The organism is Proteus hauseri (genome assembly GCF_040139125.1).
In the GTDB taxonomy this organism is placed as follows: Bacteria; Pseudomonadota; Gammaproteobacteria; order Enterobacterales; family Enterobacteriaceae; genus Proteus; species Proteus hauseri_B.
Genome location: NZ_JBEEUB010000001.1, coordinates 615,614 through 640,938 on the forward strand (window position 1 = coordinate 615,614; position 25,325 = coordinate 640,938).

The following is a 25,325-nucleotide window of genomic DNA, read 5'->3' on the forward strand; positions in this document are numbered from 1 at the left end:
ACGAAATTAGAGCTGCGTTAGTTTCTGTAACATCTGATCAGAGGTTGAAATCGCTTTACTGTTAATTTCATAAGCGCGTTGAGTCTGGATCATATTGACCAGCTCTTCAGCAACGTTAACGTTTGAGGTTTCAACATATCCCTGATACAGCAAGCCTGCGCCGTTAATACCCGGTGCATTTTCGGTTGGTGCGCCCGAACTTGCGGTTTCTAAATACAGGTTTTCACCAACACTTTCTAAGCCGCTATCATTAATAAAGGTCGTTAAGGTTAATTGACCCACTTGTTGTGGTGCAGGATCACCTTCAATCTCAACACTTACCGTACCATCACGACCAATAGTTACTTTTTTAGCGGTTTCAGGCAGGATAATTGCTGGAACAACTTGGAAACCACTCGTTGTCACTAGCTGACCGTTTTGATCCATTTGAAATGCACCATCACGGGTATAAGCATCTGTGCCATCAGGTAATTGAACATGGAAAAAACCCTGTCCTTTGATAGCCACATCACGCGTACCATTAGTTTGAGCCAAGTTACCTTGACTATGTAGACGCTCTGTCGCAACAGGACGAACACCGGTACCAATCTGTAAACCTGAAGGTGCATTTGTCTGTTCAGATGTCATGGCACCCGGTTGACGGATATTTTGATACAGTAAATCTTCAAACACTGCACGTTGGCGTTTAAAACCATTGGTGCTGACGTTTGCTAGGTTGTTGGAAATCACATCCATATTGGTTTGTTGTGCATCCAACCCAGTTTTAGCAATCCATAAAGAACGGATCATGGTTATCCCCTTACACTATTTAACTCAGTGATAGCAATTGGTTAGCCTTTTGCGCATTTTCATCCGCGCTATGAATAACCTTCATTTGCATCTCAAAACGTCTTGCGTTTGCTATCATATCGACCATGGCTTCTGCTGGATTAACGTTACTGCCTTCCAACACACCTGCTAGCACTTTTACGCTGTCATCAACGGGTAGTTCACCACCAGCACGTGCGGTGCCTTGTGGTGAAAGATGAAACAGACCATCATCACCACGAACTAAATCGTTTTGTTCTGGTTTTACCAATTTCAGACGACCAATTTGCCCTAACATTTTTGGCGGATCAGTTGGCACATGCGCCGTTACAATCCCGTTATTGGCAATACTGACATTTGCCTGAGGCGGGACTTCTATCGCACCGTTATCCCCCATCAGCAATCTGCCTTGTACCATTAACATGCCGTCAGCGTTACGTTCAATATTCCCGTTTCGGGTATACGCTTCAGTACCGTCTTCAAGCTGAACGGCAAGATAACCGTTATCGCTTAACGCAACGTCCATTGAGCGGCCGGTATAGTTCATCGTTCCTTGACTTTGATCGCTACCAGGCGTTGACGCTACCGTTAATGTACGAGTTGGTAAGGTGTCGCCATTGACAGGGACAGCTCGCATTGCACTAAGCTGCGCTTTGAATCCTGGCGTTGATGCGTTTGCTAAGTTGTTCGCCACGACAGCTTGATTTTCCATCGAGTGTCTAGCGCCGCCCATCGCGGTATAAATCACATGATCCATAACAGATTATTTCCTGCTTTATTAGCGCAAGCTAACCAGAGTTTGAAGGATCTGATCCTGAGTCTTGATAGTTTGTGCGTTTGATTGATAGTTACGTTGAGCAACAATCATATTGACCAGTTCTTGGCTCATATCAACGTTAGACGCTTCTAATGCGTTATTGGTTAATTTGCCAAATACACCAGAACCTGCAACACCCACGATAGGTGAACCTGAACCATTGGTTTCAGACCACATGTTATCGCCTTGAGAGTTTAAACCGCCTGGATTTGCAAAGTTAGCCAGTGCAATTTGACCAACAACTTGGCTTTGTTGGTTTGAATAGGTCGCCATAATTGAGCCATCTTGCTCAATACGGAAGTTAGTGAATTCACCCGCTTGGTAACCGTTTTGCGCTAATTTAGACACACTTGATTCAGAGACTTTTTGCTGGGTGCTACCTGCTAAATCAAGCTTAATTGATCCCCCTTTAGAACCTTTATAAGGGTCTGTAGTAAAATTAGCTAAAGCACCGGCTTTTAATACACCATTTTTTTCGTATTCAATTTCACCTAGATTTTGAGCAGCGGCTCCAGTCGTTGTATCTTTTGCATAAACATCCCATTTATTGTCATCTTTTTTGACAAAAAATAAGTTCAAATTATGCTCATTACCTAAGCTGTCATAGGTGGTAACGTTAGTACTAAAGTTATAAGAATCTGTTTTCGCAACATCAAAAGAAACAGTTGGTTTATCTTCATCTGAATTTAAATTAACTGTTATATCTAATGTAGTGGTTTCACTTGCATTCATCATATCGGTAGGAATAACAATAGGTGTAGGTGTTGCCCCTTTTTGGACAATATTTTTTCCTGTTGTTGGATCAGGCACTACCGGGTAACCCGTAACACGCATACCTTGCATATTAGTCAGGAAACCGTTTTTATCTTTACCGAATTCACCATTACGTGAATAGAAAACGCCACCATTTTGGTCTTCAATACGGAAAAAACCGCCGCCAGAAATCGCAACGTCAGTTGGACGGTTAGTGGTAGTAATACTACCGTCTTTAAAGTTTTGGCTAATACCGGAAACTTTTACCCCTAGACCTGCACCAGAACCGGCAAAAACATCAGCAAAAGAGACTGTTGCACCTTTAAAGCCGTAGGTTGCTGAGTTAGAAATATTGTTACCGATAGTATCTAAATTAGCGGCTGCTGCGTTTAAACCACTTACTGCTTGTGAAAAGGCCATGCGCCCTCCATGTTGAATATGTGTTGATTAAAGAACCTGACGAATTTCATCCAATGAAACGGTATTGCCTAAGCCCACATCGAGGCGAGGCGTACCATCTACCATGGACACACTATTCACCAGCGCATAATTCAGTGTCTTAACAGGGACCTGAGCATCATTAAGCGTGGCGTTAACGGTAAATTTATAACTTCCTGCTGGAACAGGATTGTCATCTTCATCAGTACAATCCCAAGAGAAGTTATAAACATCCGGTAGCATCTTTTTATCCATATTGATTGTACGAACCGTTGCACCACTGCTATTAGTGATGTTGATGGTAAGAGAATCGGTAGGAGTGAGTAATTCAAAACCAAAAGGTGTTGAAAAAAGCGGGTCACCATCAGGCTTTTTAGCATCAGCGGGATCGGCTTGATAAGCGCCCATTTGCTGACGAATTTGCTTATCTTTCGTATCAGGTGTTGGTACTGTGGTATCGTCTCCATCGCCGGGGACTTCAGTTTCATCTTTACCATCAGTAGGTTGAAAGACGACAATCTTATTACCTGACACCATTACACCACGTCCAACAAGAGACGAAGCGCGTAATGCCTGACTTTGATCTATCTGCCCAACAATGTTATTTACAGTTTTATTGAGCTTCTCAATACCTTCAACTGTCGAAATTTGAGCTAACTGGGTAGTTAACTCATTATTCTGCATCGGATTGGTTGGGTCTTGGTTTTTCATCTGAGTGATGAGAAGAGTCAGGAAATTCCCTTTAATATCTTCACTACCACTTTTTTTCGTATGGTAAGAAGAAGGTGTTTCCCCGATAAGCGTATTATCATAAGGTTCATTCATTGAGGAGGAAATACCCACAATTTATTCTCCCTATTGACCTATTGTTAATGTTTTTTGCATCAGTGATTTTGCGGTATTCATCACCTCAACGTTTGCTTGATAGCTTCTTGATGCTGAAATGGTGTTAATCATTTCGCCAACAACATCCACATTAGGCATACGTACATAGCCTTTTTCATCTGCAAACGGATGTCCCGGCTGATACTCCATACGAAAAGGTGCTGGATCATCAACCACTTCAGTCACACGCACACCACCAATTTCTTGACCAGCAGGTGCACTAACCTGAAAAACGACTTGTTTTGCGCGATAAGGATCGCCATCAGGACCAGCAACACTGTCTGCGTTTGCCATATTACTGGCACTCACGTTTAAACGCTGTGATTGTGCAGAAAGCGCCGAACCTGAAATATCGAAAATACTAAATAAAGACATACTCTTTATCCTTGTTGCAATACAGACATCATGCTTTTAACTTGGGCGTTAATAAATGTCACATCAGCCTGATACTTAAGGCTATTATCTGCAAAATTACTACGTTCCATATCCATATCCACCGTATTGCCATCCATCGCTGTTTGATGAGGAACGCGATATAGCAAGTCAGCTTCTAAGCGATGACTCGGTTTAATTGGAATATGTCTTTCAGAAGTCATGGTCAATTGAATGCCATTGACACCTGCACGACCATTTTCCATGGTTTTTTTCAACTCAGAGGCAAAGTCAATATCCCTAGCTTGAAAGCCTGGGGTGTCTGCATTGGCGATATTTGACGCTAAAATCTCTTGACGTTGATTGCGTATTGAGAGCGCTTCTTGTTGAAAATGAAACGTATTCTCTAATTTATCGAGCATCCTCTATCCTTGGTGGCGAATGCCACTTACCTCAGCTGATAAAACAATTTCAGTTGACAGAATAAACGCTCAAAAAAAAGATGATTGGAGGAATAGGCGTAAATTGGATTGCTATTTATGCGTTTAAGGCGTGTTAAGACGATGTACACTATCCCTGCTAAATAGATATGAATACATAATTAGCTTACAAACTCAGTAAGGTGACAAACAATGTCAGTTAGAACTCTTATCGGTCTTTTTTCTTTTTTCTTTATGGTGAATGTAAGTGTTGCTAAATCACTGCCTGAAGAACTGCAAGACTTTTTTGTTGCCCTGCATCAGCCCGGCGATAAAGTAACTGTCACTGTGCTAACGCCTGAAGAGAAGTTACCGACATGTCAAACACAAGAGATACAGCGTCATGCAGGTTCTCGTAATTGGGGTAAACTTTCGATACCTATTTTATGTGATAACCAACGACGTTTTATTCAGGTGAATGTCAGTGTCAGTGGATCATATTTAATAGCAAAAACAGATATTAATCGCGATGATGCGTTAAGCCCTGAATCTATTAATACAGCTGAGGGTGATTTAGAAAAGTTGCCTTATGATGTGTTGCGTGACCCGCTTTTTCTTAAAAATGCGATAGCTATGCGACAGATATCCGCTGGAAAACCGATAACCTCAACCATGGTTCGACGCCCATGGGCAATATTGGCAGGTCAAACCGTAACTGTTTTTGCCCAAGGGCCTCACTTTCAAATTCGTTATGAAGGTAAAGCGGTCAACAACGCGGTTGCCAATGAAACCATTCGAGTGAGAGTAAAATCGGGTCAAATCGTCACCGGCGAAGCCCTTGAAAATGGCTCTGTACGCATCCCACTTTAATAGATGGAAAAGCTGATAAGTAGAATAAGCCTATATTGAATTGCTTGTTAGCCGTTTCAGTTATGGCAAGCCAAGGTAAACTCTCTTACGTTACATTTTTTTACTCTAAATAATTTAAGCTGTAGTTAGACAACAATTTAAAGCATCGAATATAGATACTCTAAATAATTTAAGTTGTAGCTAGGCGGAAATTTAAAGCATCACGAGTAAATACTCTAAATAATTCGAGTTGTAGCTAGGCGGAAATTTAAAGCATCACGAGTAAATACTCTAAATAATTTAAGCTGTAGTTAGACAACAATTTAAAGCATCGAATATAGATACTCTAAATAATTCAAGTTGTAGCTAGGCGACAAATGAACGAATCGCTAGGAGCATACATAAGTATGTGACTAGTGTGAGTGAATGCGGTCAACAACGCTACGGCTTGAAGTATGACGAGTAGTGTGACTAGTGTGAATGAATGTAGCTAACAACGCTACAGCTTAAAGTATGACGAGTAAGACGAGTAAGATTAAAGTTTCTGATTTTATAGCCGATAAAAGAAGTAAGATGATAGGCGAAAACACATAGGTTGTTTACAATGGCTTCATCTGACTATTTATTGATGCCTAACAAAGGATTTTCCTATGAGTATTGAACGCACAAATCCACTGCTTCCAATTAATGCAGTTTCCCAACGCAACCTGAACGAAGGTGCGCAAGGAACACGTAAATCAGGAACTTCTGAACAAAAAGCGACGACGGGTGATACTTCCGTAAAATTAAGTGAAGCGCAAAAGAAACTTGTTCAGCCTGGTAATAAAGATATTAACGTTGAGAAAGTTGCTCGTTTAAAAGAAGCAATTGCCAACGGAACATTAACCATGGACAGCGGCAAAATCGCGGATGCACTCTTTCGTGAAGCAGCTGAAAGCATAACTAAATAACATTAAAGATTATGATGGAAGAACTTCGCCAGACCTTAGATCTTCAATTATCTCAGCTAAATACTATCGCTGGTATTTTACGCTCTGAGCAGCAGTTATTATGTGCAGGTAGCATTGATATCAGCGCACTTCATGAGATAACTGAACAGAAGAATTTTGTCTTGTCGGCTCTTGGTCATACCGACCAGCAACGCCATGCGCAAAGCCAACAAGCAGGTATTGATAAGCCTTATCATGGTCAGCCTTTTTTATCTGATTTGTGGTCGCAAATTATGGATATTACGGCGGAGTTAAAAAGTCTTAATCATCATAACGGGCTATTATTAGAACGACATATTTCGCGCAATAGTGACACTATCCGTTTTTTGCAGAAGAACCACAGCCCTTCTCTTTATGGGTCTGATGGTCAAGCACAGCGTTCACTACTAGCCGGTCGTAAAATTCAAGTGTAGTTAATCCTGTTAGAATGCAGACGTATAACGCCATCACTATTGATGGCGTTATAGTATGTAATAACTAAATCAGAGAGTAAATTGTATTATAAATTCAAATTTTCAATAATTATTTTCTCTTTATTTTCATTTTTAATATTTATCTTCTTACCTTGTAATATTTTAATTTTATCGTCATCATCATTATTAATAGAATAAATCCCCCCATCAATATCAATGACATCATTATTTATCAATCTTATTGCTGAGTAAATATTAATTAAATTAGCATTACTCTTTTGAAAGTAATTTTTTGATTTAATATCTAAATTTGTATGTTCGAAACGAAGATCCCCTTTGTTAATTAAGCTTTCATCAGGAATATCAATATTCAAATTCGTTTTATATACCGTTAATTTTGATGATTTATTGTTAGAGAAAAGGGTTGACTTTATATTAGAGTTAGAATGTAAATTAATCTGATATTGTTCTTTAATATCAAACATAGTTAATAAAGGTAATATACGGCTATTAAGTATATTGACTTCTTTGAAATTTTTAAATTTAGCATTAGAGTGTACATTTAAAACACCAACGTTAATAACTCCACGATTAATAAAGTCAGTTTTATTTGATGAAAATGAAAAGTCATTTACATTTAAAGTGGTGTTTTTTCCAACTGAAACCGTGCCATTATAATTCCCTTTATTTTTAGATATATAACCATCGTATAAACTATGCCTTAACTCATCACTGATAATTTGCATCTTATTCGCATTAAGATTACCTCTACCTTTAAATTGAACACTGTTGGAAATGATAACAATATCCTTATAAATCAAATCATTATCTGTTTTTAATGTGATTTTTGATTGGTCCATTAAAAAGAAGCCCTTAGGCTCACTTCGACTAGTAAAACCCGTTATTAATGTCAGTTTCTCTATGTTATTAAAATTACAATTCGAACAAGTAATACCATTAGGATTAGCTATTACCATATTTACACGTTGACCGTCTACTGATAACTCACCCTCTAAATGACTTTCAGTCTGTGATAACACTTCATTAATAATGGTTGTTACATGTGAATCAGATGGGTTGTTAAATACAGCACCTTGTTTATCAACATTGAATTTTGTGTAATAGTTATGAGAAATCCCTCTAATATCTGACTTTTCTATATCAATAATCGCTTTACCATCTTGGTAATTGATAGAAAGTGCCTTGGATAAATACTCATCTTTACTAATAAGCGCCTTTTCATCGGCTAATACTGTTTGCGAAAAGAATAGGACTGAAGATGCAAAAAATAGTTTGTTAACTTTCATTAATAAGCCTCTTATAAAAAAAGCAGTATTAATTAAATTAATTGCACAAGATATTATGAATAAAACATTTTATCTAAATAAGCTTATCTGTTTTTTTGATAAAACAGAATGATATAAAAAAGCCACTTGTCTAATTTGAACTGGGGTCAGTTCAAAATTAAGTGGCTTTTTATTAGTTATAATTTTGAAACATCACTATTAGTTAGGCTGACCACCAATCATTGATGTCATGCGAATACGACGTCCTTCACTGATTTCCATATTAGATAATACGGCTAGCTCAGGTAAACTGCGGCGTAAGAAGCGCGATAATAGTGAGCGTAAGGCATGATTAACTAATAATACTGGCGCACCACCCGACATCTCTTGGTGTCGTACTGCATCTGCCGCTTGTTGCTCTATATTCTCCGCAAGTCCCGGCTCTAATCCACCGCCACTTTGCATTGCTTGTAATAATAAGCGCTCTAAGCCAGCATCTAAGCCAATAACCTGAACTTCATCTTGCTCACCAAACCAATGCTGAGTAATGGCACGACGCAGTGCAACACGAACTACCGCCGTTAATTCAGCAGGATCTTTCTGTTCTGGTGCATGTTCAGCTAGTGCTTCTAATATGGTTCTCATATCACGAATAGGCACTTGTTCAGAAAGTAAATTCTGCAATACCTTGTGCAATACGGTAAGAGAGAGCATATCGGGGATCATATTTTCTGTCATTTTAGGCAGCTCTTTACTTACCCTGTCAAACAACATTTGTGCTTCTTGGCGACCAAACAGTTCTGATGCGTATTTGGTTAGTGCGTGGTTAAAGTGCGTTGCAATCACTGTACTGGCAGCAACAACGGTATAACCCTGAACTTGCGCTTGCTCTCTTAAACTGTCATCAATCCATACCGCAGGTAAACCAAATGCGGGCTCTTGAGTAATATCACCCTCTAATGAACCAACAGCATTACCTGGATTTATCGCAAGCCAACGACCTGGATGTGCTTCACCGTGACCAATCTCTACCCCTTTCATTAGAATGCGATATGCCGAAGGTCTTAATTCCATATTGTCACGAATGTGCACCACAGGCGGTAAGTAGCCAGTTTCTTGGGCAAACTTTTTACGAATACCACTAATACGACCGAGAAGTTCACCATTTTGTTTGTTATCTACCATCGGAATTAAACGATAGCCGACTTCCATTGCCAGTGGATCTTCTAATTGCACATCTTCCCATGATGCCTCAACAACACGATTTTGCTTTTCAACTTGCTCCATCTCTTTTTGTTGTTGTACTTCAGGGTTTGCATCACGACGCAAGATATACCAACCGAGTCCAGCTAATGCAGCAGTAAAAACTAAGAAAACAAAGTTTGGCATTCCTGGTACTAAACCAATTAACCCTAATACAGCAGCAGTTAATAGTAATACGCGAGGATTATCAAATAGCTGAGTAACCATTTGCTGACCAACGTCTTCATCCGTCGCAACACGCGTTACGATAACACCCGCCGCGGTTGAAATGATTAACGCTGGAATTTGAGCAACCAGACCATCACCAATGGTTAATAGGGTATAAGTACTTGCAGCATCGTTTAGTGGCATATTGTGTTGAGCAACACCAACAATTAAACCACCTATAACGTTGATGACGAGGATCATCAATCCTGCGATAGCATCACCACGAACGAACTTACTCGCACCATCCATTGAACCGTAGAAGTCGGACTCAAGAGAGACTTCTTTACGACGTTTTTTGGCTTCTTCTTCGTTAATAATACCGGCATTTAAGTCGGCATCAATTGCCATCTGTTTACCCGGCATTCCGTCTAACACGAAACGCGCACCAACCTCAGCAATACGTCCCGCACCCTTGGTGATAACCATAAAGTTAATCAATACAAGGATAATAAAGACCACAATACCAATGGCAAAGTTGCCGCCAACAAGGAAGTGTCCAAAAGCTTCAACCACACGACCCGCAGCAGCAGATCCCGTGTGACCATCCATTAAGATAATACGAGTAGAAGCAACGTTTAGGGACAAACGCAATAACGTTGTAAATAACAAAATCGTTGGAAAAGCAGCAAAATCTAATGTGCGCCGAGTGAACATCGCCACCAACAGCACCATAATAGAAAGTGCAATATTAAAGGTAAATAAGAGATCCAATAGAAAAGGTGGCAATGGCAATACCATCATTGACAGTATCATCAAGATAAGCACTGGCCCTGCCAGTATCTGCCACTGAGAACTTTTCCAATTTCCCGGCAAGCGGAGTAATGAGGCCAAATTAGCCATGACGATTATCTTCTCCAGCAAAGTCCAGTGCGGGAGGCACTGGCAAGTTCATAGGTTGTTTAGGTTTTAAACCACCTTCGGTTTTCCATCGTTTTAGTTGATAAACCCATGCTAATACTTCAGCAACCGCGGCATAAAGCGTTGCTGGTATAACATGACCAATCTCACTATGACGATATAATGCCCTGGCAAGCGGAGGTGCTTCCAGAAGCGGAATTCGATTTTCAGCGCCAATTTCTTTAATTTTTAACGCAATAGCACCAGCACCTTTCGCTAATACTTTGGGTGCGGTCATTTTGTCGTTATATTGTAAAGCAACGGCGTAGTGTGTTGGGTTGGTGACAATAACATCTGCTTTAGGCACATCCGCCATCATTCTGCGACGAGACATTGCATGTTGTTGCTGACGAATACGTGCTTTAAGTTGTGGATCACCCTCTTGCTGCTTAAATTCATCTTTAATTTCTTGACGCGTCATTTTTAACTTTTTCAAATGACTACGAATTTGAAAAATAATATCAAACGCGACCATCGGTATTAGCATAAAAACGGCAATATAGACGGCAAAAATCAGCAGCTGCATCGCATTAGCAAGTGCACTTAATGGCGGCAGCGTGATCAAATGAAGGATATCGTTCCAGTTGTGCCACAAAAAAATATAAGCCGCTAATCCAACAAAAAGGGATTTTAATATTGCTTTAAATAATTCAGCTAACGCATTCATAGAAAAAATACGCTTTAGCCCAGAAATAGGATTCCACTTTTTAGGATCGAACTTAATTGATTTACTACTAAAATTAATGCCACCTAATAGTGCTGAACCCCCTATTGCCACTAAGACTAACCCTAAGAAAACGGGTGACAGTGCAAATACCGCCTGTTTTATCAAACTACCAAAGCGCGGAATGAGTTGGTTTTCATTACCAATAAGATGATGATTAAAAGTAAACCCTTGCGTTAACATGGCATGTAGCCCGTGAGTAATAAACCCACCGCTCATCCACAATAAACTAACACCACCTAAGATCATCATGACGGATGAAAGCTCTTTAGAACGAACAATTTGTCCATCCTTTTTAGCTTTTTCCCTTTTATGGGGTGTGGGTTCCTCTGTTTTTTCGAGATCGCTATCTTCAGCCACAGTCAGTCCGATTTAGATAATGAGTTTAAAAGTCTCAATGAAATGACTCTAAGCATGACAAATTAAGCAAAAATTGATGGGTGGAACAATCACAAATTTACGGGGCTTTTTAGGCTATGAGGTAAGAAAAGAAAATATAATGGCGGTCACACGAAAAACGTGTGCAAATAAAAGTAGGTTATCGCTCGACTCGACAAGTAAGCTAAATCAGAAGATTTTACTCAGAAGCCGCTTAAGAAAGCGGCTTACATTTTCCTCAATAGAGTGCTCTATTAAAGTTTTATTGAGCTGTTTTTTATCCATAAAATAAACAATCCTAAATGTGCAGAGTATAGAGCGAATGCGTCCTGCATATTAATAACATCCATATCGCCCTACAACTCATCAATAGATTAGAAACCCAGACTTTCTAGTAAATCATCAACCTGATCTTGATTTTTGATCACACCAGCATTGTTTTTATTTACTTGTGGACCATTTAATAAAGAGTCTGTTTCTTTCTTCACATTTTTTTCAAGTTGCTCTGGTGGCAAGTTCTCCATTAATACCATAACAAGTTGTTTTTCAATTTCTTGAACAACACTCATCATGCGTTTAATTACCTGTCCTGTCAGATCCTGAAAATCCTGCGCCATCATGATTTCCAACAATTGACTGTTTGTAAAAGCCGTACTCTCAGGGATATCCCGCAAATAATTGCGGGTATCTGTGACAAGCGAGCGTACATCTTTCAGCTCTTCTGGTTGCTCGAACCAATGGTCCCAACGTTCAGTGAGCTTACTTGCATCGGCACTTAACGCATCCTGTTTAGGTTGCGCAGCTTCAACACAGTTCAATGTACGCTCAGCTGCCTGAGCGGTCATTTGAGCAACATAGTCCAATCTTTCCCTAGCGTCAGGGATGGCTTCTGCTGCTTCGGCTATTGCTTTATCCAATCCTAATTCTCGCAAACTGTCGCGTAACATCCGCGTCAATTGTCCGATCCGGCTGATTATATCTGATGTATTATCGATATTATCTTTCGGCATAATTGGATTCCCACTCATTGCGACTCCTTAGATGCCCAGTTTTTCAAAAATTTTATTTAGTTTTTCTTCAAGAATTGCTGCTGTAAAAGGTTTAACAACATACCCACTTGCACCCGCTTGTGCAGCTGCAATGATATTTTCTTTTTTAGCTTCGGCGGTGACCATAAGTACAGGTGTTGCCGTTAATCCTGCATCGCTACGAATATTTTTCAGAAGCTCTAGACCATCCATATTTGGCATGTTCCAGTCTGTTATAACGAAATCGATTTTCGAATTGCGTAATTTGGCTAACGCATCAGCACCATCTTCTGCTTCATCTACATTCGTAAAACCTAATTCCTTTAGTAAATTACGAACTATACGGCGCATTGTTGAAAAATCATCAACCACTAAAAATTTCAGATCCTTACTTGCCATTGAAAACTCCTTCAAAATATATCGGCAAATTATTGTATTGCTTTTTAAACTGAACTTAATCAGATGCGCAATGATTGCGTACTACTGATTTTCATCAGTACCGCTTTGCTCATTGCATTTATACTTTTCACCTCATCAACCGCGCCCAGTTCAACCGCAGCACGAGGCATGCCAAAGACGACGCAACTCGCTTCATCTTGCGCAAAGGTGTAGCTACCTGCACGACGCATCTCTAATAATCCCGCCGCGCCATCACTTCCCATCCCTGTTAGAATAACGCCAATGGCATTACGCCCTGCATATTTCGCAACCGATCTAAACAGCACATCAACCGAAGGACGGTGGCGATTAACCGCGGGTTCTTTATTAATATGGATCTGGTAATTAGCACCATTACGACGAAGTTCCATATGGAAATCACCCGGTGCAATATAAGCATGACCAGGTAATACGCGCTCGCCATCTTCTGCTTCTTTTACACTTATCTGACATAAACGATTGAGTCGTTCTGCAAATGAGTGTGTAAACCCTGCTGGCATATGTTGGGTAATTAATACCGCAGGGCTCGTAATAGGTAATGGCTCTAAAAAGTTACGAATTGCCTCTGTTCCACCTGTTGAAGCACCCACTGCAATCAACTTTTCACTTGATATCATTGGAGTAAATGATATTGCCTTAGAAGGCGGGGCTTTTACTTCACGGCGACTAATCCTCGCTTGAGCTGCTGCACGAATTTTCTCCGCAATTAATTCACTATAAGCCAGCATACCTTCACGCAGACCTAATTGTGGCTTAGTCACAAAGTCAACTGCACCCAGCTCTAATGCTTTTAGCGTCACCTCTGAACCTTTTGCGGTTAATGATGAAACCATCACTACAGGCATCGGCCTTAACCGCATCAGTTTTTCCAAGAAATCAATACCATCCATTCGCGGCATTTCAACGTCTAGCGTTAATACCTGAGGGTTGTACTTTTTTATCAAGTCACGTGCAACAATCGGATCTGGAGCACAGTCAACGACCTCCATATCACTGTGACTATTGATTATTTCTCGCATGATTTGACGCATTAACGCCGAATCATCAACACAGAGTACCGTTATTTTATTCATAACCTCTCCTTGCTGGTGTCAGCCCGTAAACGGTATGCCCATGCAAGTAGAATTCCTTGCTAAGCTGGCTTACATTTTCAGAATGCCCTACAAATAGCATCCCATCTGGCTTAAGTAATGGAATAAAACGGCTAAGTAAGCTTTGCTGTGTTTCTTTATCAAAATAAATCATCACATTACGACAAAATATCGCATCAAAACCACCTTCTAAATTCCATTGCCTGTCGAGTAGATTCAAATACTGAAAAGAGACCATCTCGCTGATTTGTTGTCTAATTTTCACGTACCCTTCAAAATCGCCGACACCTTTGAGAAAATATTTTTTCAAATATTCCTCATTTAATGTTTTAAGCTCTTCCAGTCGGTAAACGCCTTTACGGGCTTTATCCAACACATTAGTATCGATATCGCTGGCAATAATTTTTGTTTTATAGGGATTGTTCCCAAAAACATCGCGTAAAGTCATCGCTATTGAATAAGGCTCTTCTCCAGTAGATGCAGCTGCACACCATACTCGGTAGACTCCTCCTGCCCTTTTTTTGGCATGTTTTGCCAAAATAGGAAAATGATGCGCTTCCCTGAAAAATGCAGTGAGATTAGTCGTTAATGCATTAATAAACTCTTGCCATTCAGGGTTGCGTATATCACTTTTAAGAAACGCAAGATAGTCACCAAAGTTATTCATCCGTAATTCACGTAACCTCCTAGTGAGACGGTTATAAACCATCTCCCTTTTGTTGTTAGTCAGCACAATACCTGCCTTTTGATAAATCAAATGGCATATAGATTGAAACTGATCATCGGACAACATGAACCGTTGGGCAAAGATGTCTAACGGTTGAGCAGCGATATCTGATAAGACTTCAGTAACATTACGTTTCATTATTTTTTAATGGGTCTTTTTAAAAAAATGATTTTTTATCTGCTTTTTTCAACCCATTACCTTCTTGGAATTGAGACGATTCATTCTCATCCGGTTCAGGCAACTCGAATGCCGATACAGCATTAACAAGGTTATTAGCCTGATCTTCTAATGCTGCGGCAGCAGATGCTGATTGCTCCACCAGTGCAGCGTTTTGCTGTGTCACCTGATCCATCTGACTGACTGCATCAGCGACTTGGTGAATACCTCGGCTCTGTTCATCAGAAGCTGAGGCGATTTCTGCCATTAATTCAGTGACTTTATTTACTGATGTAACGAGTTCCTCCATTGTTTGCCCTGCATTATTGACTAACTGAGAACCTTGGGATACACGTAAAACAGATTCATCAATCAATAACTTAATTTCTTTTGCAGCGTCAGCACTACGCTGGGCAAGGTTACGAACTTCTCCTGCAACAACCGAGAATCCACGCCCTTGTTCACCAGCACGCGCAGCTTCAACTGCTGCGTTAAGCGCTAAAATATTGGTTTGGAACGCAATACCATCAATCACACTGATAATAGCCCCTATCTTTTGAGAACTTTGTGTAATCGCATCCATGGTTTCAACGACACTATGAGTGATTTCACCACCACGTACCGCTGTTTCAGATGCAGACTCCGCAAGCTTACTTGCCTGCAAAGCGTTATCCGCATTCTGCTTCACTGTTGCTGTTAACTGCTCCATACTTGCCGCAGTCTCTTCCAAAGAAGCAGCTTGTTGCTCGGTGCGAGAAGAGAGATCGGTATTTCCTCTAGAAATTTCCTGAATACCCGAGTGCATTGCATGACTGTTGTCACGCACAATACGAATAGAGTGTGCAAGTTTGCCACGCATATCTCGTAGTTTGCGAAACACGTCACCAATTTCATCGTCAGTAAAAACGAGAATTTCACGATTCAATTTACCTGTCGCCACATCGTTAAAATAATGACTCAAACTACCAAAAGGCTTAATGATATTAAAATTTAGCCAACGATGAGCAGCAATTGACACCACAATAACCATCGCTATTGCACCGATAAACATCAAAATAGCGATAGAATAAGACTGATGTCCTTGTTCAATAGAGTCAGTGATTTCATTTTGTACATAATTCATATAGGTATTAAATGAATTTTCCATTGCTGTTTGATAACGTTCTGTTGGTTGATCTAAATAACCTTGGAAGTCACCACTTTTCAGCATTCGATGTAACTCTTTTAATGCACCATATAAAGCTTGATAATCACTTTTTACCGAATCAGTTATCTCTTTCTCTTCTGTAGGTATTGCCTCTTTATTAATATCAGCCAAGAAATTTTGAAAATGGGTATTCGCCGTTTCCAAGCGTGATAATGCTATTGATTCAATAGATTGAATATAATCTGTTGACTGTTCAGTTTTCATTGCAATAGCAACGCGATTAATCGCATTGCGGGTCTGTATCAAAGATGCCCAACTTAATCCTAATTCATCTCGCTTGGAGGTATCTAAATCTATTCTGGTGATTTGATTGTTATTCAAATGCACTATTCCCAGTGAAACACCACTAGAAATCACCTGCATAACGCAAAACATCATCAGTAATAAATATAGACTGGTGGATATCTTTAATTTGCGAAACCTAAACATGCCTTCACCTCGTTTAAAGCGGTGGTAAATTGCCACCGCTTGTCAGCCACTTGTTGTTGTTAGAATGTTTCCCAGTTAGCGGGATCTTCAACACTGCTGCTCTTTTTCTTTTCTGAGGTTCCTGGTTTTATAAGTGGAGCAGCGGCTTTAACTACAGGGGTTGCATCCAATTCCTTTTTTTCTTGCAATACGACTTCTTCCTGACCTTGACCCGGTAATTTGAAGATTGAAACTAAGCGGGTTAATGCAACTGCTTGATCTTCAAGACCAGCAGCAGCGGCTGCAGATTGTTCTACTAAAGAGGCATTTTGCTGAGTGACACGATCCATCTCAGATACAGCAAGACCGACTTGTGAAATTCCTCGACTTTGCTCATCCGATGCAGAGGCAATTTCCCCCATAATATCGGTTACACGAGTCACAGAGTCCACAATGCGTGTCATGGTTTCTCCCGCACTTTCTACTAGCACAGAGCCAGTTTCAGTACGACTAACAGAATCTTCAATCAGTGTTTTTATTTCTTTAGCAGCTTCTGCACTTCTCTGTGCAAGGTTACGAACTTCACCGGCAACTACCGCAAATCCGCGACCATGCTCACCAGCTCTCGCAGCTTCAACAGCCGCATTCAACGCCAAAATATTGGTCTGGAATGCGATGCCATCAATCACTGCGGTGATATCGGTGATTTTCTGAGAACTTCCGGCTATGTCGTGCATAGTTTGCACCACATTAGCAACAACTTTTCCGCCTTGACGGGCGATATCTGAAGCATCATTTGCAAGATTACTTGCTTGACGAGCGTTATCTGCGTTCTGTTTAACGGTTGCAGTTAACTGTTCCATACTTGCCGCAGTCTCTTCTAATGAAGCAACTTGCTCTTCAGTACGTGCAGATAAATCATTATTTCCAGCAGCAATTTCACTGGTGCTGTTATAAATATTTTCTGTACTCTGATAAACACCACGAACAGTATGAATGAGCTCTTGTTGCATGTGTTTTAATCCACTCGCTAACATGCTCATCTCGTTACGTCCTTTTACTTCAATATTTGGACGTAAATCACCTTCAGAGAAGGTTTTAATACTTAATAAAAGTGTATTTAGTGGTCTAATCAATGCGTTACGTAGCGCAAACCAGCATAGAATTAACGCGGTGATAACGATGATTGCTAATACAATCATGGTTGCAACGGTACGCTGATGCGAAGCTTCTAATGCCAGATTTAACTCTTCATTGAATTTTTCATTACGCATCACATAAGAGAGATACTCTTTATAGAATCCATCTTGGTATGTCGTCGTTGGTTGTTCAAAAAAATCCTTCAAGTTTTTATCTTGCAGCAGAATTTCCAACTGATTCAATGCTGAGAAATATTCAATAAAGCGCCCCTTTAAGGCACGAACATCATCTTCTGAGTGAACAGCAAAAGCGGTGATATTCTTTTCAAACTCTTTGAATTTTTCATCGGCACGCGCCATATTTTTACGTGCAAGACCCGTGAGATAATCCGTTGATAATGACTCATCAACTTTCATCTCTCTATCTTGTAGCAGATAGCTAATCGCAGCACGGTTAATATTATTACGAGCTTGCAGTAAGTTAGCCCATGTTTCATCTAGGCGCTCACGTTGATCTTGTATTGTCAGTGTTTTATCAAGGTCATTTCTTGTCTCTACAATATTTGAGTAAAAAACTCCCCCTGATATAAACTGCAAAACACCAAACAACAGAAGAATGGATAATAATCCAGTCACTATTTTCATTCGGCTAAACATAGTTTCCCTTTTTATAATAAATGGTATGAGCAAGTTATCGGCAGACTTAAGAGAAACTTTATAGATTTCCATTCGCCTTAGTGCCGTTTTTACCCCATTAGTAAACGGTGTTAATATTGTTCAATATTAAAATGATTAGCATAAAAAACTTTATAGTTATATTTGTAAAAATAAAAATACTACAGATAATTGATTGGTACTCTTAATTTAATAAACAAAGAAATAAAACTTAAATGAAATTATAAATTTCTTTTTTACCGCTAATTTCACTTAAGTATAAATTAAGTTAAATTTTTTTATTTCCACTTAATAATAAAATATAACAAGCAGAAATAGCTATTCCGGTAAAACTACCGGAACAGTATTAGAATAAATATATTTTTAAAAAATAAAATTTATTTAGCTTGGATTGTTGCGCTATCAACTAATTCCATTTCTTCGCTATTAAGTAACTTTTCAATATCAACCAGAATAAGCATTCTTTCATCTAAAGTACCAAGTCCGGTTAAATACTCGGTTGACATAGTTACTGCAAACTCTGGCGCAGGGCAGATTTGCTCTGGCTTTAGCGTAAGAACATCTGAAACGCCATCAACAACAATTCCCACAACACGGTTTAATAAGTTAACCACAATTACAACGGTATTGTCATTATAAGTCACATTTTCTTGTGAAAATTTAATACGTAGATCAACTATCGGAACAATAACACCCCGTAAGTTAGTTACCCCTTTAATAAAGCTTGGTGCATTAGCAATACGAGTAACTTGGTCATATCCACGAATTTCTTGTACTTTTAAAATATCAATTCCGTATTCTTCGTCGCCCAGCGTAAAAATTAGAAATCCTTGTCCAACAGTTTCACCGGATAATTTCTCGAAATGTTCCGAAGCCATAATCTTATTTTATCCTCACTATTAAATGACTGCACTTGCAGTTGTATTCTTTTTCTTTTTTGTCATTTGTGTATGACTTAAACGTTGTAATTCTGGTACATCAAGAATTAAAGCAACACTGCCATCACCCATAATTGTTGCCGCAGAAATACCCGGAACTTTTCGGTAATTACTTTCTATATTTTTAACAACAACCTGATGCTGTCCAACTAATTTATCAACTAATAATGCATAGCGACGTCCTGCACTTTGCACTATTACGGCAATAGCTTGAGTAATATCAGTTTGAGCGCCTTCAATATTGAAAGTACGATGTAGTTCAATAAGCGGTAAATATTCACCCCTTACTTGCAATAATTTTTCATCACCCGCGAGTGGATAAATATCATCCTCTTCAGGTTGTAAAGAGCTGACAACAGTGCCTAGTGGTAAAATAAAGACTTCATCCTGAACTTTTACAGACATACCATCCAAAATAGCTAACGTCAGCGGAAGTAGAATACGAATACGTGTACCTTTACCTACTTCAAAACTGATTTGGATCTGACCACCCATTTCTTGGATATTTCGTTTTACCACATCCATACCCACACCACGACCTGAAACATCAGTGACGACTTCAGCCGTAGAGAAACCAGGTGCAAAAATCAGCATTGCCACTTCTTCGTTGCTCATATTTTCTGAAACAGAGAGCCCAGAAGAGAGCGCCTTTTTCAAAATACGTTCGCGATTTAATCCTGCGCCATCGTCGGTAACTTCAATGCAGATATTGCCACCTTGATGTTCAGCTGACAGTGTTAACTGCCCTGCTTCAGGTTTACCTGCCGCAATACGATCTGCGGGCATTTCAATACCATGATCTAAGCTATTACGAACTAAGTGAGTCAGTGGATCGATAATTTTTTCAATCAAGCTCTTATCGAGTTCGGTTGAGCTACCAATCATATTTAGCTCAACTTTTTTATTCATTTTACCGGCAACATCACGTACAACTCGAGGGAATCGACTGAAGACATATTCCATCGGCATCATACGAATCGACATAACCGATTCTTGTAAATCTCTTGAGTTACGCTGCAACTGAGCAATACAGCTTAATAAGTCGCTATAAATAGATGGATCTAGCGTATCACTATGTTGTGCCAACATAGATTGAGTAATAACTAACTCACCAACTAAGTTGATTAACTGGTCAACTTTTTCTACTGCAACACGAATACTGGTAGATTCTGTTTTCGGTGTCGCTACCGCTGCGGGTCTTTTTGCCGCTGTCGTTGGCGTTGAAGATATAGATGATGTAGAAGGTGCTGGACTAACAGGCGCTTTTACTTCAGTAGTCGAAGGCTGAGTAACGTCAGGTACCATTGCACTTTTTTCTTCTACAATATCTGCGGTTGTAACTTCATCGGCATCTTCTTTTGCAACAGACGCTTCTTGATGATTATCAGCAACACTCTCTTTGGGTTCAGAATGACCAAAAGAGATCTGTTCTGGTTCAATCACAAAACATAAAACAGCACTAATATCTTCTTCAGTTGCTGTTGTTTTTAATATTGCTTCAAGTCCATGATGCTGTTTTTCAGCTTGGCTAACTTCACCAAGATGTTTTAACTCATCAAGCATCAAATCAATATCAGTCTCTTTAAGGTCAGACAAAATAATGTGATGGTAAAAATGACCATCAGCCGCACGTTGTGAAGTGGTTTCAACGTCTTTAGTTTCGGCATTATCATCTTCTGGTGATTGAACTGAACTATCAATAGGTGGGGCATCTGCGACTAAAGATGTCGCCTCAGCGACCATTTCGACTGAAGGTGCTGATTGTTCATCTTTTACATCGAGAGCCAACTGACGCAACTTCTCACAAATATAGTTAAATGTTTCCTCATCCGGTTCTTGTGAGTTTTTATGTGCATCCAATTGCTGTTGCATAATATCTTTCGCTTCCAGAAACAGGTTAATAATGTCGTCGGTGAGCGCCATCTCATGGCGTCTTGCACTGTCGAGCAAGTTTTCAAGCACATGAGTGGTCTGCTGAAGTTTAACGAAGCCAAATGTTGCGGCCCCTCCTTTTATGGAGTGCGCACTGCGGAAAATAGCATTCATCTGTTCTTGATCCGGGTTTTGCGGATCAAGTAACAGAAGATGCTGTTCCATATCAGCTAACAACTCATCTGCTTCATCAAAAAATGTTTGATAAAACTCAGTAATATCCATCGTTACTCATTCACCTTTACGCGCTTACTAACAATTAAGAGTTTGCACCCTGTCTTGTCGTAATATTTGTCGATTGTGATGGCAAACTTTCCCCAGAAACTCCTGTTTCAACATTTTCCTTTTTTGATTCGGGAAGCTCAGATGCAGAAGAAGACACAGACGATCCCGCCTGTGTGTTTTCTACTTTTTCTTGTGGGGTTTCTTGCCCTGAAAGTAGAGACTCAACTTCTGATGCCTCTTTTACTGTCGGTGCAACCCGCTCATTCTCATGTACAATTTTTTGTTCTGCCTGCTTAGTTAACACCAAGATTGTTATCCGTCGGTTTGCAGGAGCAAAACCATCCTCTTTGACTAAATGGACTGTTGATGCCATTCCAACAACTCGTAAAACTTTCCACTCATTAAGACCTGCACCAATAAGTTCTCGGCGAGAGGCATTTGCACGATCTGTTGATAACTCCCAGTTACTATATTTCATCGCGCCACTGGCATAAGGAATATCATCGGTATGACCTGATAGACTAATTTTATAAGGCGTATCATTAAGAATTGGTGCTATAGCAGTAAGAATATCCTTCATATAAGGCGCAACTATGGCACTACCCACCCTAAACATTGGGCGGCTTTCTTTATCAATAATCTGAATACGTAATCCTTCATCCATCATATCGATCAGCAAATGCGGTTTGAGATCTTTCAATCGAGGGTCATTTAAAATGACTTGCTCTAAATTGTCTTTTAATCGACGAAATTGTTGTTTTTCATTGAGCTGTTTATCTTCCTGACCTTTGGGCAAAATATCACCTTCATTGTAGACAGGATCGCGCCCACCACCAGGAATAGGATTTGTTGCATCACCACTAAATCGACCTTTCTCAATTGCCACTTTTAGCGGTGTACGAAAATATTCTGCTACACGAGTTAATTCTTGCGGGCTGGCGATAGAAAGTAGCCACATCACCAAAAAGAAAGCCATCATTGCGGTCATAAAGTCAGCATAAGCTATCTTCCATGCGCCGCCATGAGTGTTATGCTGTTTTCTCCCTCGCTTTTTAACCCTGATTATCTGTGAATTACTCTTCATAGTTACTCTTCTTTCATTGCATCAGGATTTGCCTGCATCGGTGTCCGTACCTGACGAACATGTTCTTCCAATTCAATAAATGAAGGTCTGTCTGCCAGAAAGAGGGTTTTACGTCCAAACTCAACCGCTATCTGTGGTGCATATCCGTTCATGCTAGATAACAAGGTTGTTTTGATACACTCCATCATTTTCATTTGTTGACTGGAGCGTTGTCTGATTCGAGATGCGAGTGGTGAAATAAATCCATAAGCTAATAAGATACCCAGAAAAGTCCCCACCATTGCGTGACCAATAAGTGCACCCATTTCTCCAGCAGGCCTATCAGCAGCACCTAAAGCATTTACAACTCCCATTACCGCCGCAACGATACCAAATGCTGGTAATGAGTCACCCATAGTAGATAAGCCAGATGCAGGAACTTCACTCTCTTCTTCGAAAGTGGCAATTTCTTCATCCATCAACGACTCAATTTCATAGGGGTTCATATTCCCAGTGACCATTAAACGCATATAGTCGGTAATGAAATTGAGAATATAAGCATCTTTCATGATGCGAGGATATTGTGAAAAAATATCACTTTGTTGTGGGTTTTCGATATCTCTCTCTAGCGCTAACATGCCGTTTTGGCGTGCTTTGGACAACAAACGAAACATAAGTGCCATTAAATCCATATACATCGCTTTATTGTAATTAGTGCTGCGCAGTAACTTGGGTAAAATTTTTACCGTCGATACGATAGCGCGACCGTTGTTACCTACAATAAATGCACCGATGCCGGCACCAAAAATGATTAAAAACTCTGCGGGTTGATATAATGCGCCTAAACTACCTCCGACGAGGGTATACCCTCCGAGGACAGCACAAGTAACCACGATATATCCTAAGAGTACTAACACGCGATATCCCTTTAGCTAATTTCGTTATAGAGAGAATGGCGAACATAGCAGCAAGAGATAGGAGGGGATGAAGAAGCGGTTCAGGTTATAGAAAAATGAACTCTATAACCTGGTATTTAACTTTCAATCTCGAATCACATTGCAAACTGTTCAAGACCATCCAACAGTTGTAAGTTAATATCGGCAGGATTGGCGGAAAGTTTACGTTTTTTTATTGCGCGAGAAGGTGGCTGGCACAGACTACAAACATAATTGCTAGCTGGCTGATGTGCGTGTGTAATAAATGAACCATTACATCTGGTACAAACTGAAAGTTGCAACATACCACTTTCAACAAAGCGTACTAATGTCCATGCTCTTGTTAACGCTAAAATCGGATCTTCATTTTTGGCAGGAGGACATTGTTCTAGGTATAAACGATATGATTTAACCACCGCTTCAACACCAACACATCCACCATTTTTTAGTAAAAAACGGTAGGCATTGTAGAACATTGAAGAATGGATATTTTGTTCCCATGTCATAAACCAATCAGTAGAAAAAGGTAACATTCCTTTTGGAGGGGGGCTCCCTCTTAATTCTTTATATAATTTAATTAAACGCCCCCGACTGAGCTGAGTTTCGCTTTCAAGCATTTGCAAGCGAGCACCTAAGGTGATTAATTCCATCGCTAAGCGAATATCTTTCGCCTCTCGGACTATACTTTTCTCACTCATTGTCATGCCCGTTTCTTTGTTGCAGATGTATCTTGTTCCGCTAATTGACGAAACAAATTAGAAGAAAGAAGAATGCCAGTGTGGATTTGCTGCAAGTCATCCACTCTAGACTCTTTAGTGAGTTGTTCTATTGTTTCGCTGTCTTCAAACCGGAAATTACAGATTAGTTGGTTTGTTTCAGCCAACTTAACCAATTGAGGCAATGTCAACTCTTTTAACGCATCAGCCATAGAATCACTAATACCAAGCCGAAACATTGCTGAAGCCTTTTCTTGGTTAATTAACCTTTGCGCCAAAAGCAAATACGATAAATTTATGTCATAAATATGCTTAAGCAATTCAACCGTACTCATCTCTTTACATCCCGTCCGATTATATTGAACAAAGAGGATCTTCCTTAAAGCAAGATCCCGAGGAAATTAATATAAAAGTATATTGAATCTCCAGGCCCCATTTAATGAACATGACTCGTAGTAACACTACCTTGTATTACTTAGTTACGGTCATTTTCAAAAGTAGCGAAAAAAACATTTAAATTAAAAGGAAACTTTAAATGCTCGCCAATATAGCGCGTTAAGAATAATCCTAACGAGACAACTTTACTCCTTAACGATTAAGTTATTCAACGGATAAAGTAGTCTAATTTAAATACTATGTGAGTCACATCACAAAAAGATAATCATTATTATGGAATTAGTTCATTAACTATTCAAGTGATAATGCTAATAAAACTTTGTGTAAATTAATAAGCTAATCTACCCAAATTAAAATATTAATGATAATTTTTTATTTTATACGATCTATTAAACTTATAAACTTAAAAATACAGCACAAAAATTTGACAAATCCACAATTATAGATTTTTTTGATCACAGTAACATATATTGCTATACCTCCTCCTCATCTTTGTCTAAACGACCAACCGTAATTTAATAAATATTTCTACAGATATTATTTTTTTCACTGTTTACTTAAACCACTAGAAATGATCACTTTTTATTTACAATTTGAGCAAAAAATACCCATATCTAATTATCTCTCACTATCTCTTTTTCTAGACACTTTTATAATTAAAAAATAATGTTGTTTTTCAATGATATGCAACTCTATTGATTTAAGTTAGTAATATAAGTCATATAAAATTAAATTCTTAGTTATGCATCTTACA

24 protein-coding genes are annotated in these 25,325 nt (G+C 39.5%); 3 read left to right on the top strand and 21 right to left on the bottom strand.

Translation table 11 applies throughout. The features are described from left to right. Window positions 1–6 precede the first annotated feature (6 nt). The 6 genes from flgG to flgB are packed head-to-tail and all read right to left on the bottom strand — an operon-like array spanning window position 7 to window position 4,494. Complete coding sequence (gene flgG / locus ABN099_RS02835; protein WP_349462179.1) at window positions 7–789, bottom strand: flagellar basal-body rod protein FlgG; 783 nt, start codon at window positions 787–789, stop codon at window positions 7–9. Window positions 790–808: 19 nt separating this feature from the next. Continuing rightward, entirely contained in the window at window positions 809–1,564 is a 756-nt protein-coding gene (locus tag ABN099_RS02840; RefSeq protein ID WP_349462180.1) for a flagellar basal body rod protein FlgF, read from the bottom strand. Between the two features lie 21 nt (window positions 1,565–1,585). Beyond that, the gene (flgE, locus tag ABN099_RS02845; RefSeq protein WP_349462181.1) at window positions 1,586–2,797 is read right to left on the bottom strand and encodes a flagellar hook protein FlgE; all 1,212 of its coding nucleotides are present in this window, start codon (window positions 2,795–2,797) and stop codon (window positions 1,586–1,588) included. A 27-nt stretch (window positions 2,798–2,824) separates the two neighbouring features. After that, window positions 2,825–3,658 carry a flagellar hook assembly protein FlgD gene (locus ABN099_RS02850; protein ID WP_349462182.1) on the bottom strand — a complete coding sequence of 278 codons (834 nt, stop codon included), beginning with the start codon at window positions 3,656–3,658 and terminating at the stop codon, window positions 2,825–2,827. Window positions 3,659–3,670: 12 nt separating this feature from the next. After that, complete coding sequence (flgC, locus tag ABN099_RS02855) at window positions 3,671–4,075, bottom strand: flagellar basal body rod protein FlgC (protein WP_349462183.1); 405 nt, start codon at window positions 4,073–4,075, stop codon at window positions 3,671–3,673. A 5-nt stretch (window positions 4,076–4,080) separates the two neighbouring features. Next, window positions 4,081–4,494: a flagellar basal body rod protein FlgB gene (gene flgB, locus ABN099_RS02860; protein WP_349462184.1), complete on the bottom strand. Its 414-nt coding sequence runs from the start codon at window positions 4,492–4,494 to the stop codon at window positions 4,081–4,083. A gap of 210 nt (window positions 4,495–4,704) precedes the next feature. Here flgB and flgA point away from each other — a divergent pair, with 210 nt between their 5' ends. The 3 genes from flgA (at window position 4,705) to ABN099_RS02875 (ending at window position 6,742) form a co-directional block, all read left to right on the top strand. Continuing rightward, window positions 4,705–5,361, top strand: a complete 657-nt coding sequence (flgA, locus tag ABN099_RS02865; protein WP_349462185.1) for a flagellar basal body P-ring formation chaperone FlgA — start codon at window positions 4,705–4,707, stop codon at window positions 5,359–5,361. Window positions 5,362–5,990: 629 nt separating this feature from the next. Next, complete coding sequence (flgM, locus tag ABN099_RS02870; protein ID WP_349462186.1) at window positions 5,991–6,290, top strand: flagellar biosynthesis anti-sigma factor FlgM; 300 nt, start codon at window positions 5,991–5,993, stop codon at window positions 6,288–6,290. Between the two features lie 11 nt (window positions 6,291–6,301). Then, window positions 6,302–6,742, top strand: coding sequence for a flagella synthesis protein FlgN (locus tag ABN099_RS02875; protein WP_349462187.1), 441 nt, complete (start codon window positions 6,302–6,304; stop codon window positions 6,740–6,742). An 86-nt stretch (window positions 6,743–6,828) separates the two neighbouring features. On the opposite strand, the gene ABN099_RS02880 is transcribed toward ABN099_RS02875, so the two are convergent. From ABN099_RS02880 to flhD, 15 genes are all read right to left on the bottom strand, one after another. Next, complete coding sequence (locus ABN099_RS02880; protein WP_349462188.1) at window positions 6,829–8,049, bottom strand: filamentous hemagglutinin N-terminal domain-containing protein; 1,221 nt, start codon at window positions 8,047–8,049, stop codon at window positions 6,829–6,831. A 198-nt stretch (window positions 8,050–8,247) separates the two neighbouring features. Next, entirely contained in the window at window positions 8,248–10,338 is a 2,091-nt protein-coding gene (gene flhA, locus ABN099_RS02885; protein ID WP_349462189.1) for a flagellar biosynthesis protein FlhA, read from the bottom strand. Beyond that, complete coding sequence (gene flhB / locus ABN099_RS02890; protein ID WP_349462190.1) at window positions 10,331–11,479, bottom strand: flagellar biosynthesis protein FlhB; 1,149 nt, start codon at window positions 11,477–11,479, stop codon at window positions 10,331–10,333. Before flhB ends, flhA begins: the two co-directional genes overlap by 8 nt. Window positions 11,480–11,871: 392 nt before the next feature. Beyond that, window positions 11,872–12,525 (bottom strand): protein phosphatase CheZ, encoded by a 654-nt coding sequence (gene cheZ, locus ABN099_RS02895; protein WP_349462191.1) that lies wholly within the window; start codon window positions 12,523–12,525, stop codon window positions 11,872–11,874. Between the two features lie 9 nt (window positions 12,526–12,534). Beyond that, window positions 12,535–12,924, bottom strand: a complete 390-nt coding sequence (gene cheY, locus ABN099_RS02900; protein ID WP_349462192.1) for a chemotaxis response regulator CheY — start codon at window positions 12,922–12,924, stop codon at window positions 12,535–12,537. Window positions 12,925–12,983: 59 nt separating this feature from the next. Further along, entirely contained in the window at window positions 12,984–14,036 is a 1,053-nt protein-coding gene (locus ABN099_RS02905; RefSeq protein WP_349462193.1) for a protein-glutamate methylesterase/protein-glutamine glutaminase, read from the bottom strand. Further along, on the bottom strand, window positions 14,029–14,919 hold the full coding sequence (gene cheR / locus ABN099_RS02910) for a protein-glutamate O-methyltransferase CheR (protein WP_349462194.1): 891 nt from the start codon (window positions 14,917–14,919) through the stop codon (window positions 14,029–14,031). Before cheR ends, ABN099_RS02905 begins: the two co-directional genes overlap by 8 nt. A 19-nt stretch (window positions 14,920–14,938) precedes the next feature. Further along, window positions 14,939–16,573 (bottom strand): methyl-accepting chemotaxis protein, encoded by a 1,635-nt coding sequence (locus ABN099_RS02915; RefSeq protein ID WP_349462195.1) that lies wholly within the window; start codon window positions 16,571–16,573, stop codon window positions 14,939–14,941. A 59-nt stretch (window positions 16,574–16,632) separates the two neighbouring features. Beyond that, the gene (locus tag ABN099_RS02920) at window positions 16,633–18,348 is read right to left on the bottom strand and encodes a methyl-accepting chemotaxis protein (protein ID WP_349462196.1); all 1,716 of its coding nucleotides are present in this window, start codon (window positions 18,346–18,348) and stop codon (window positions 16,633–16,635) included. 395 nt (window positions 18,349–18,743) lie between these two features. Further along, on the bottom strand, window positions 18,744–19,244 hold the full coding sequence (gene cheW, locus ABN099_RS02925) for a chemotaxis protein CheW (RefSeq protein WP_064720389.1): 501 nt from the start codon (window positions 19,242–19,244) through the stop codon (window positions 18,744–18,746). Between the two features lie 21 nt (window positions 19,245–19,265). After that, window positions 19,266–21,461, bottom strand: a complete 2,196-nt coding sequence (cheA, locus tag ABN099_RS02930; protein ID WP_349462197.1) for a chemotaxis protein CheA — start codon at window positions 21,459–21,461, stop codon at window positions 19,266–19,268. Between the two features lie 34 nt (window positions 21,462–21,495). Further along, window positions 21,496–22,545, bottom strand: a complete 1,050-nt coding sequence (gene motB / locus ABN099_RS02935) for a flagellar motor protein MotB (RefSeq protein ID WP_349462198.1) — start codon at window positions 22,543–22,545, stop codon at window positions 21,496–21,498. A 2-nt stretch (window positions 22,546–22,547) separates the two neighbouring features. Then, the gene (gene motA / locus ABN099_RS02940) at window positions 22,548–23,441 is read right to left on the bottom strand and encodes a flagellar motor stator protein MotA (protein ID WP_109406164.1); all 894 of its coding nucleotides are present in this window, start codon (window positions 23,439–23,441) and stop codon (window positions 22,548–22,550) included. Window positions 23,442–23,575: 134 nt separating this feature from the next. After that, window positions 23,576–24,157, bottom strand: a complete 582-nt coding sequence (gene flhC, locus ABN099_RS02945) for a flagellar transcriptional regulator FlhC (protein ID WP_349462199.1) — start codon at window positions 24,155–24,157, stop codon at window positions 23,576–23,578. Between the two features lie 2 nt (window positions 24,158–24,159). Continuing rightward, window positions 24,160–24,510 carry a flagellar transcriptional regulator FlhD gene (gene flhD, locus ABN099_RS02950; protein WP_064720395.1) on the bottom strand — a complete coding sequence of 117 codons (351 nt, stop codon included), beginning with the start codon at window positions 24,508–24,510 and terminating at the stop codon, window positions 24,160–24,162. Window positions 24,511–25,325: the final 815 nt, after the last annotated feature.

Coding starts and splice junctions, on each gene's coding strand:
- flgG (WP_349462179.1), bottom strand. CDS start 789: ATGATCCGTTCTTTATGGATTGCTAAAACTGGGTTGGATGCACAACAA.
- ABN099_RS02840 (WP_349462180.1), bottom strand. CDS start 1,564: ATGGATCATGTGATTTATACCGCGATGGGCGGCGCTAGACACTCGATG.
- flgE (WP_349462181.1), bottom strand. CDS start 2,797: ATGGCCTTTTCACAAGCAGTAAGTGGTTTAAACGCAGCAGCCGCTAAT.
- flgC (WP_349462183.1), bottom strand. CDS start 4,075: ATGTCTTTATTTAGTATTTTCGATATTTCAGGTTCGGCGCTTTCTGCA.
- flgB (WP_349462184.1), bottom strand. CDS start 4,494: ATGCTCGATAAATTAGAGAATACGTTTCATTTTCAACAAGAAGCGCTC.
- flgA (WP_349462185.1), top strand. CDS start 4,705: ATGTCAGTTAGAACTCTTATCGGTCTTTTTTCTTTTTTCTTTATGGTG.
- flgM (WP_349462186.1), top strand. CDS start 5,991: ATGAGTATTGAACGCACAAATCCACTGCTTCCAATTAATGCAGTTTCC.
- ABN099_RS02875 (WP_349462187.1), top strand. CDS start 6,302: ATGATGGAAGAACTTCGCCAGACCTTAGATCTTCAATTATCTCAGCTA.
- ABN099_RS02880 (WP_349462188.1), bottom strand. CDS start 8,049: ATGAAAGTTAACAAACTATTTTTTGCATCTTCAGTCCTATTCTTTTCG.
- flhA (WP_349462189.1), bottom strand. CDS start 10,338: ATGGCTAATTTGGCCTCATTACTCCGCTTGCCGGGAAATTGGAAAAGT.
- cheZ (WP_349462191.1), bottom strand. CDS start 12,525: ATGAGTGGGAATCCAATTATGCCGAAAGATAATATCGATAATACATCA.
- cheY (WP_349462192.1), bottom strand. CDS start 12,924: ATGGCAAGTAAGGATCTGAAATTTTTAGTGGTTGATGATTTTTCAACA.
- ABN099_RS02905 (WP_349462193.1), bottom strand. CDS start 14,036: ATGAATAAAATAACGGTACTCTGTGTTGATGATTCGGCGTTAATGCGT.
- cheR (WP_349462194.1), bottom strand. CDS start 14,919: ATGAAACGTAATGTTACTGAAGTCTTATCAGATATCGCTGCTCAACCG.
- ABN099_RS02915 (WP_349462195.1), bottom strand. CDS start 16,573: ATGTTTAGGTTTCGCAAATTAAAGATATCCACCAGTCTATATTTATTA.
- ABN099_RS02920 (WP_349462196.1), bottom strand. CDS start 18,348: ATGTTTAGCCGAATGAAAATAGTGACTGGATTATTATCCATTCTTCTG.
- cheW (WP_064720389.1), bottom strand. CDS start 19,244: ATGGCTTCGGAACATTTCGAGAAATTATCCGGTGAAACTGTTGGACAA.
- cheA (WP_349462197.1), bottom strand. CDS start 21,461: ATGGATATTACTGAGTTTTATCAAACATTTTTTGATGAAGCAGATGAG.
- motB (WP_349462198.1), bottom strand. CDS start 22,545: ATGAAGAGTAATTCACAGATAATCAGGGTTAAAAAGCGAGGGAGAAAA.
- flhC (WP_349462199.1), bottom strand. CDS start 24,157: ATGAGTGAGAAAAGTATAGTCCGAGAGGCGAAAGATATTCGCTTAGCG.
- flhD (WP_064720395.1), bottom strand. CDS start 24,510: ATGAGTACGGTTGAATTGCTTAAGCATATTTATGACATAAATTTATCG.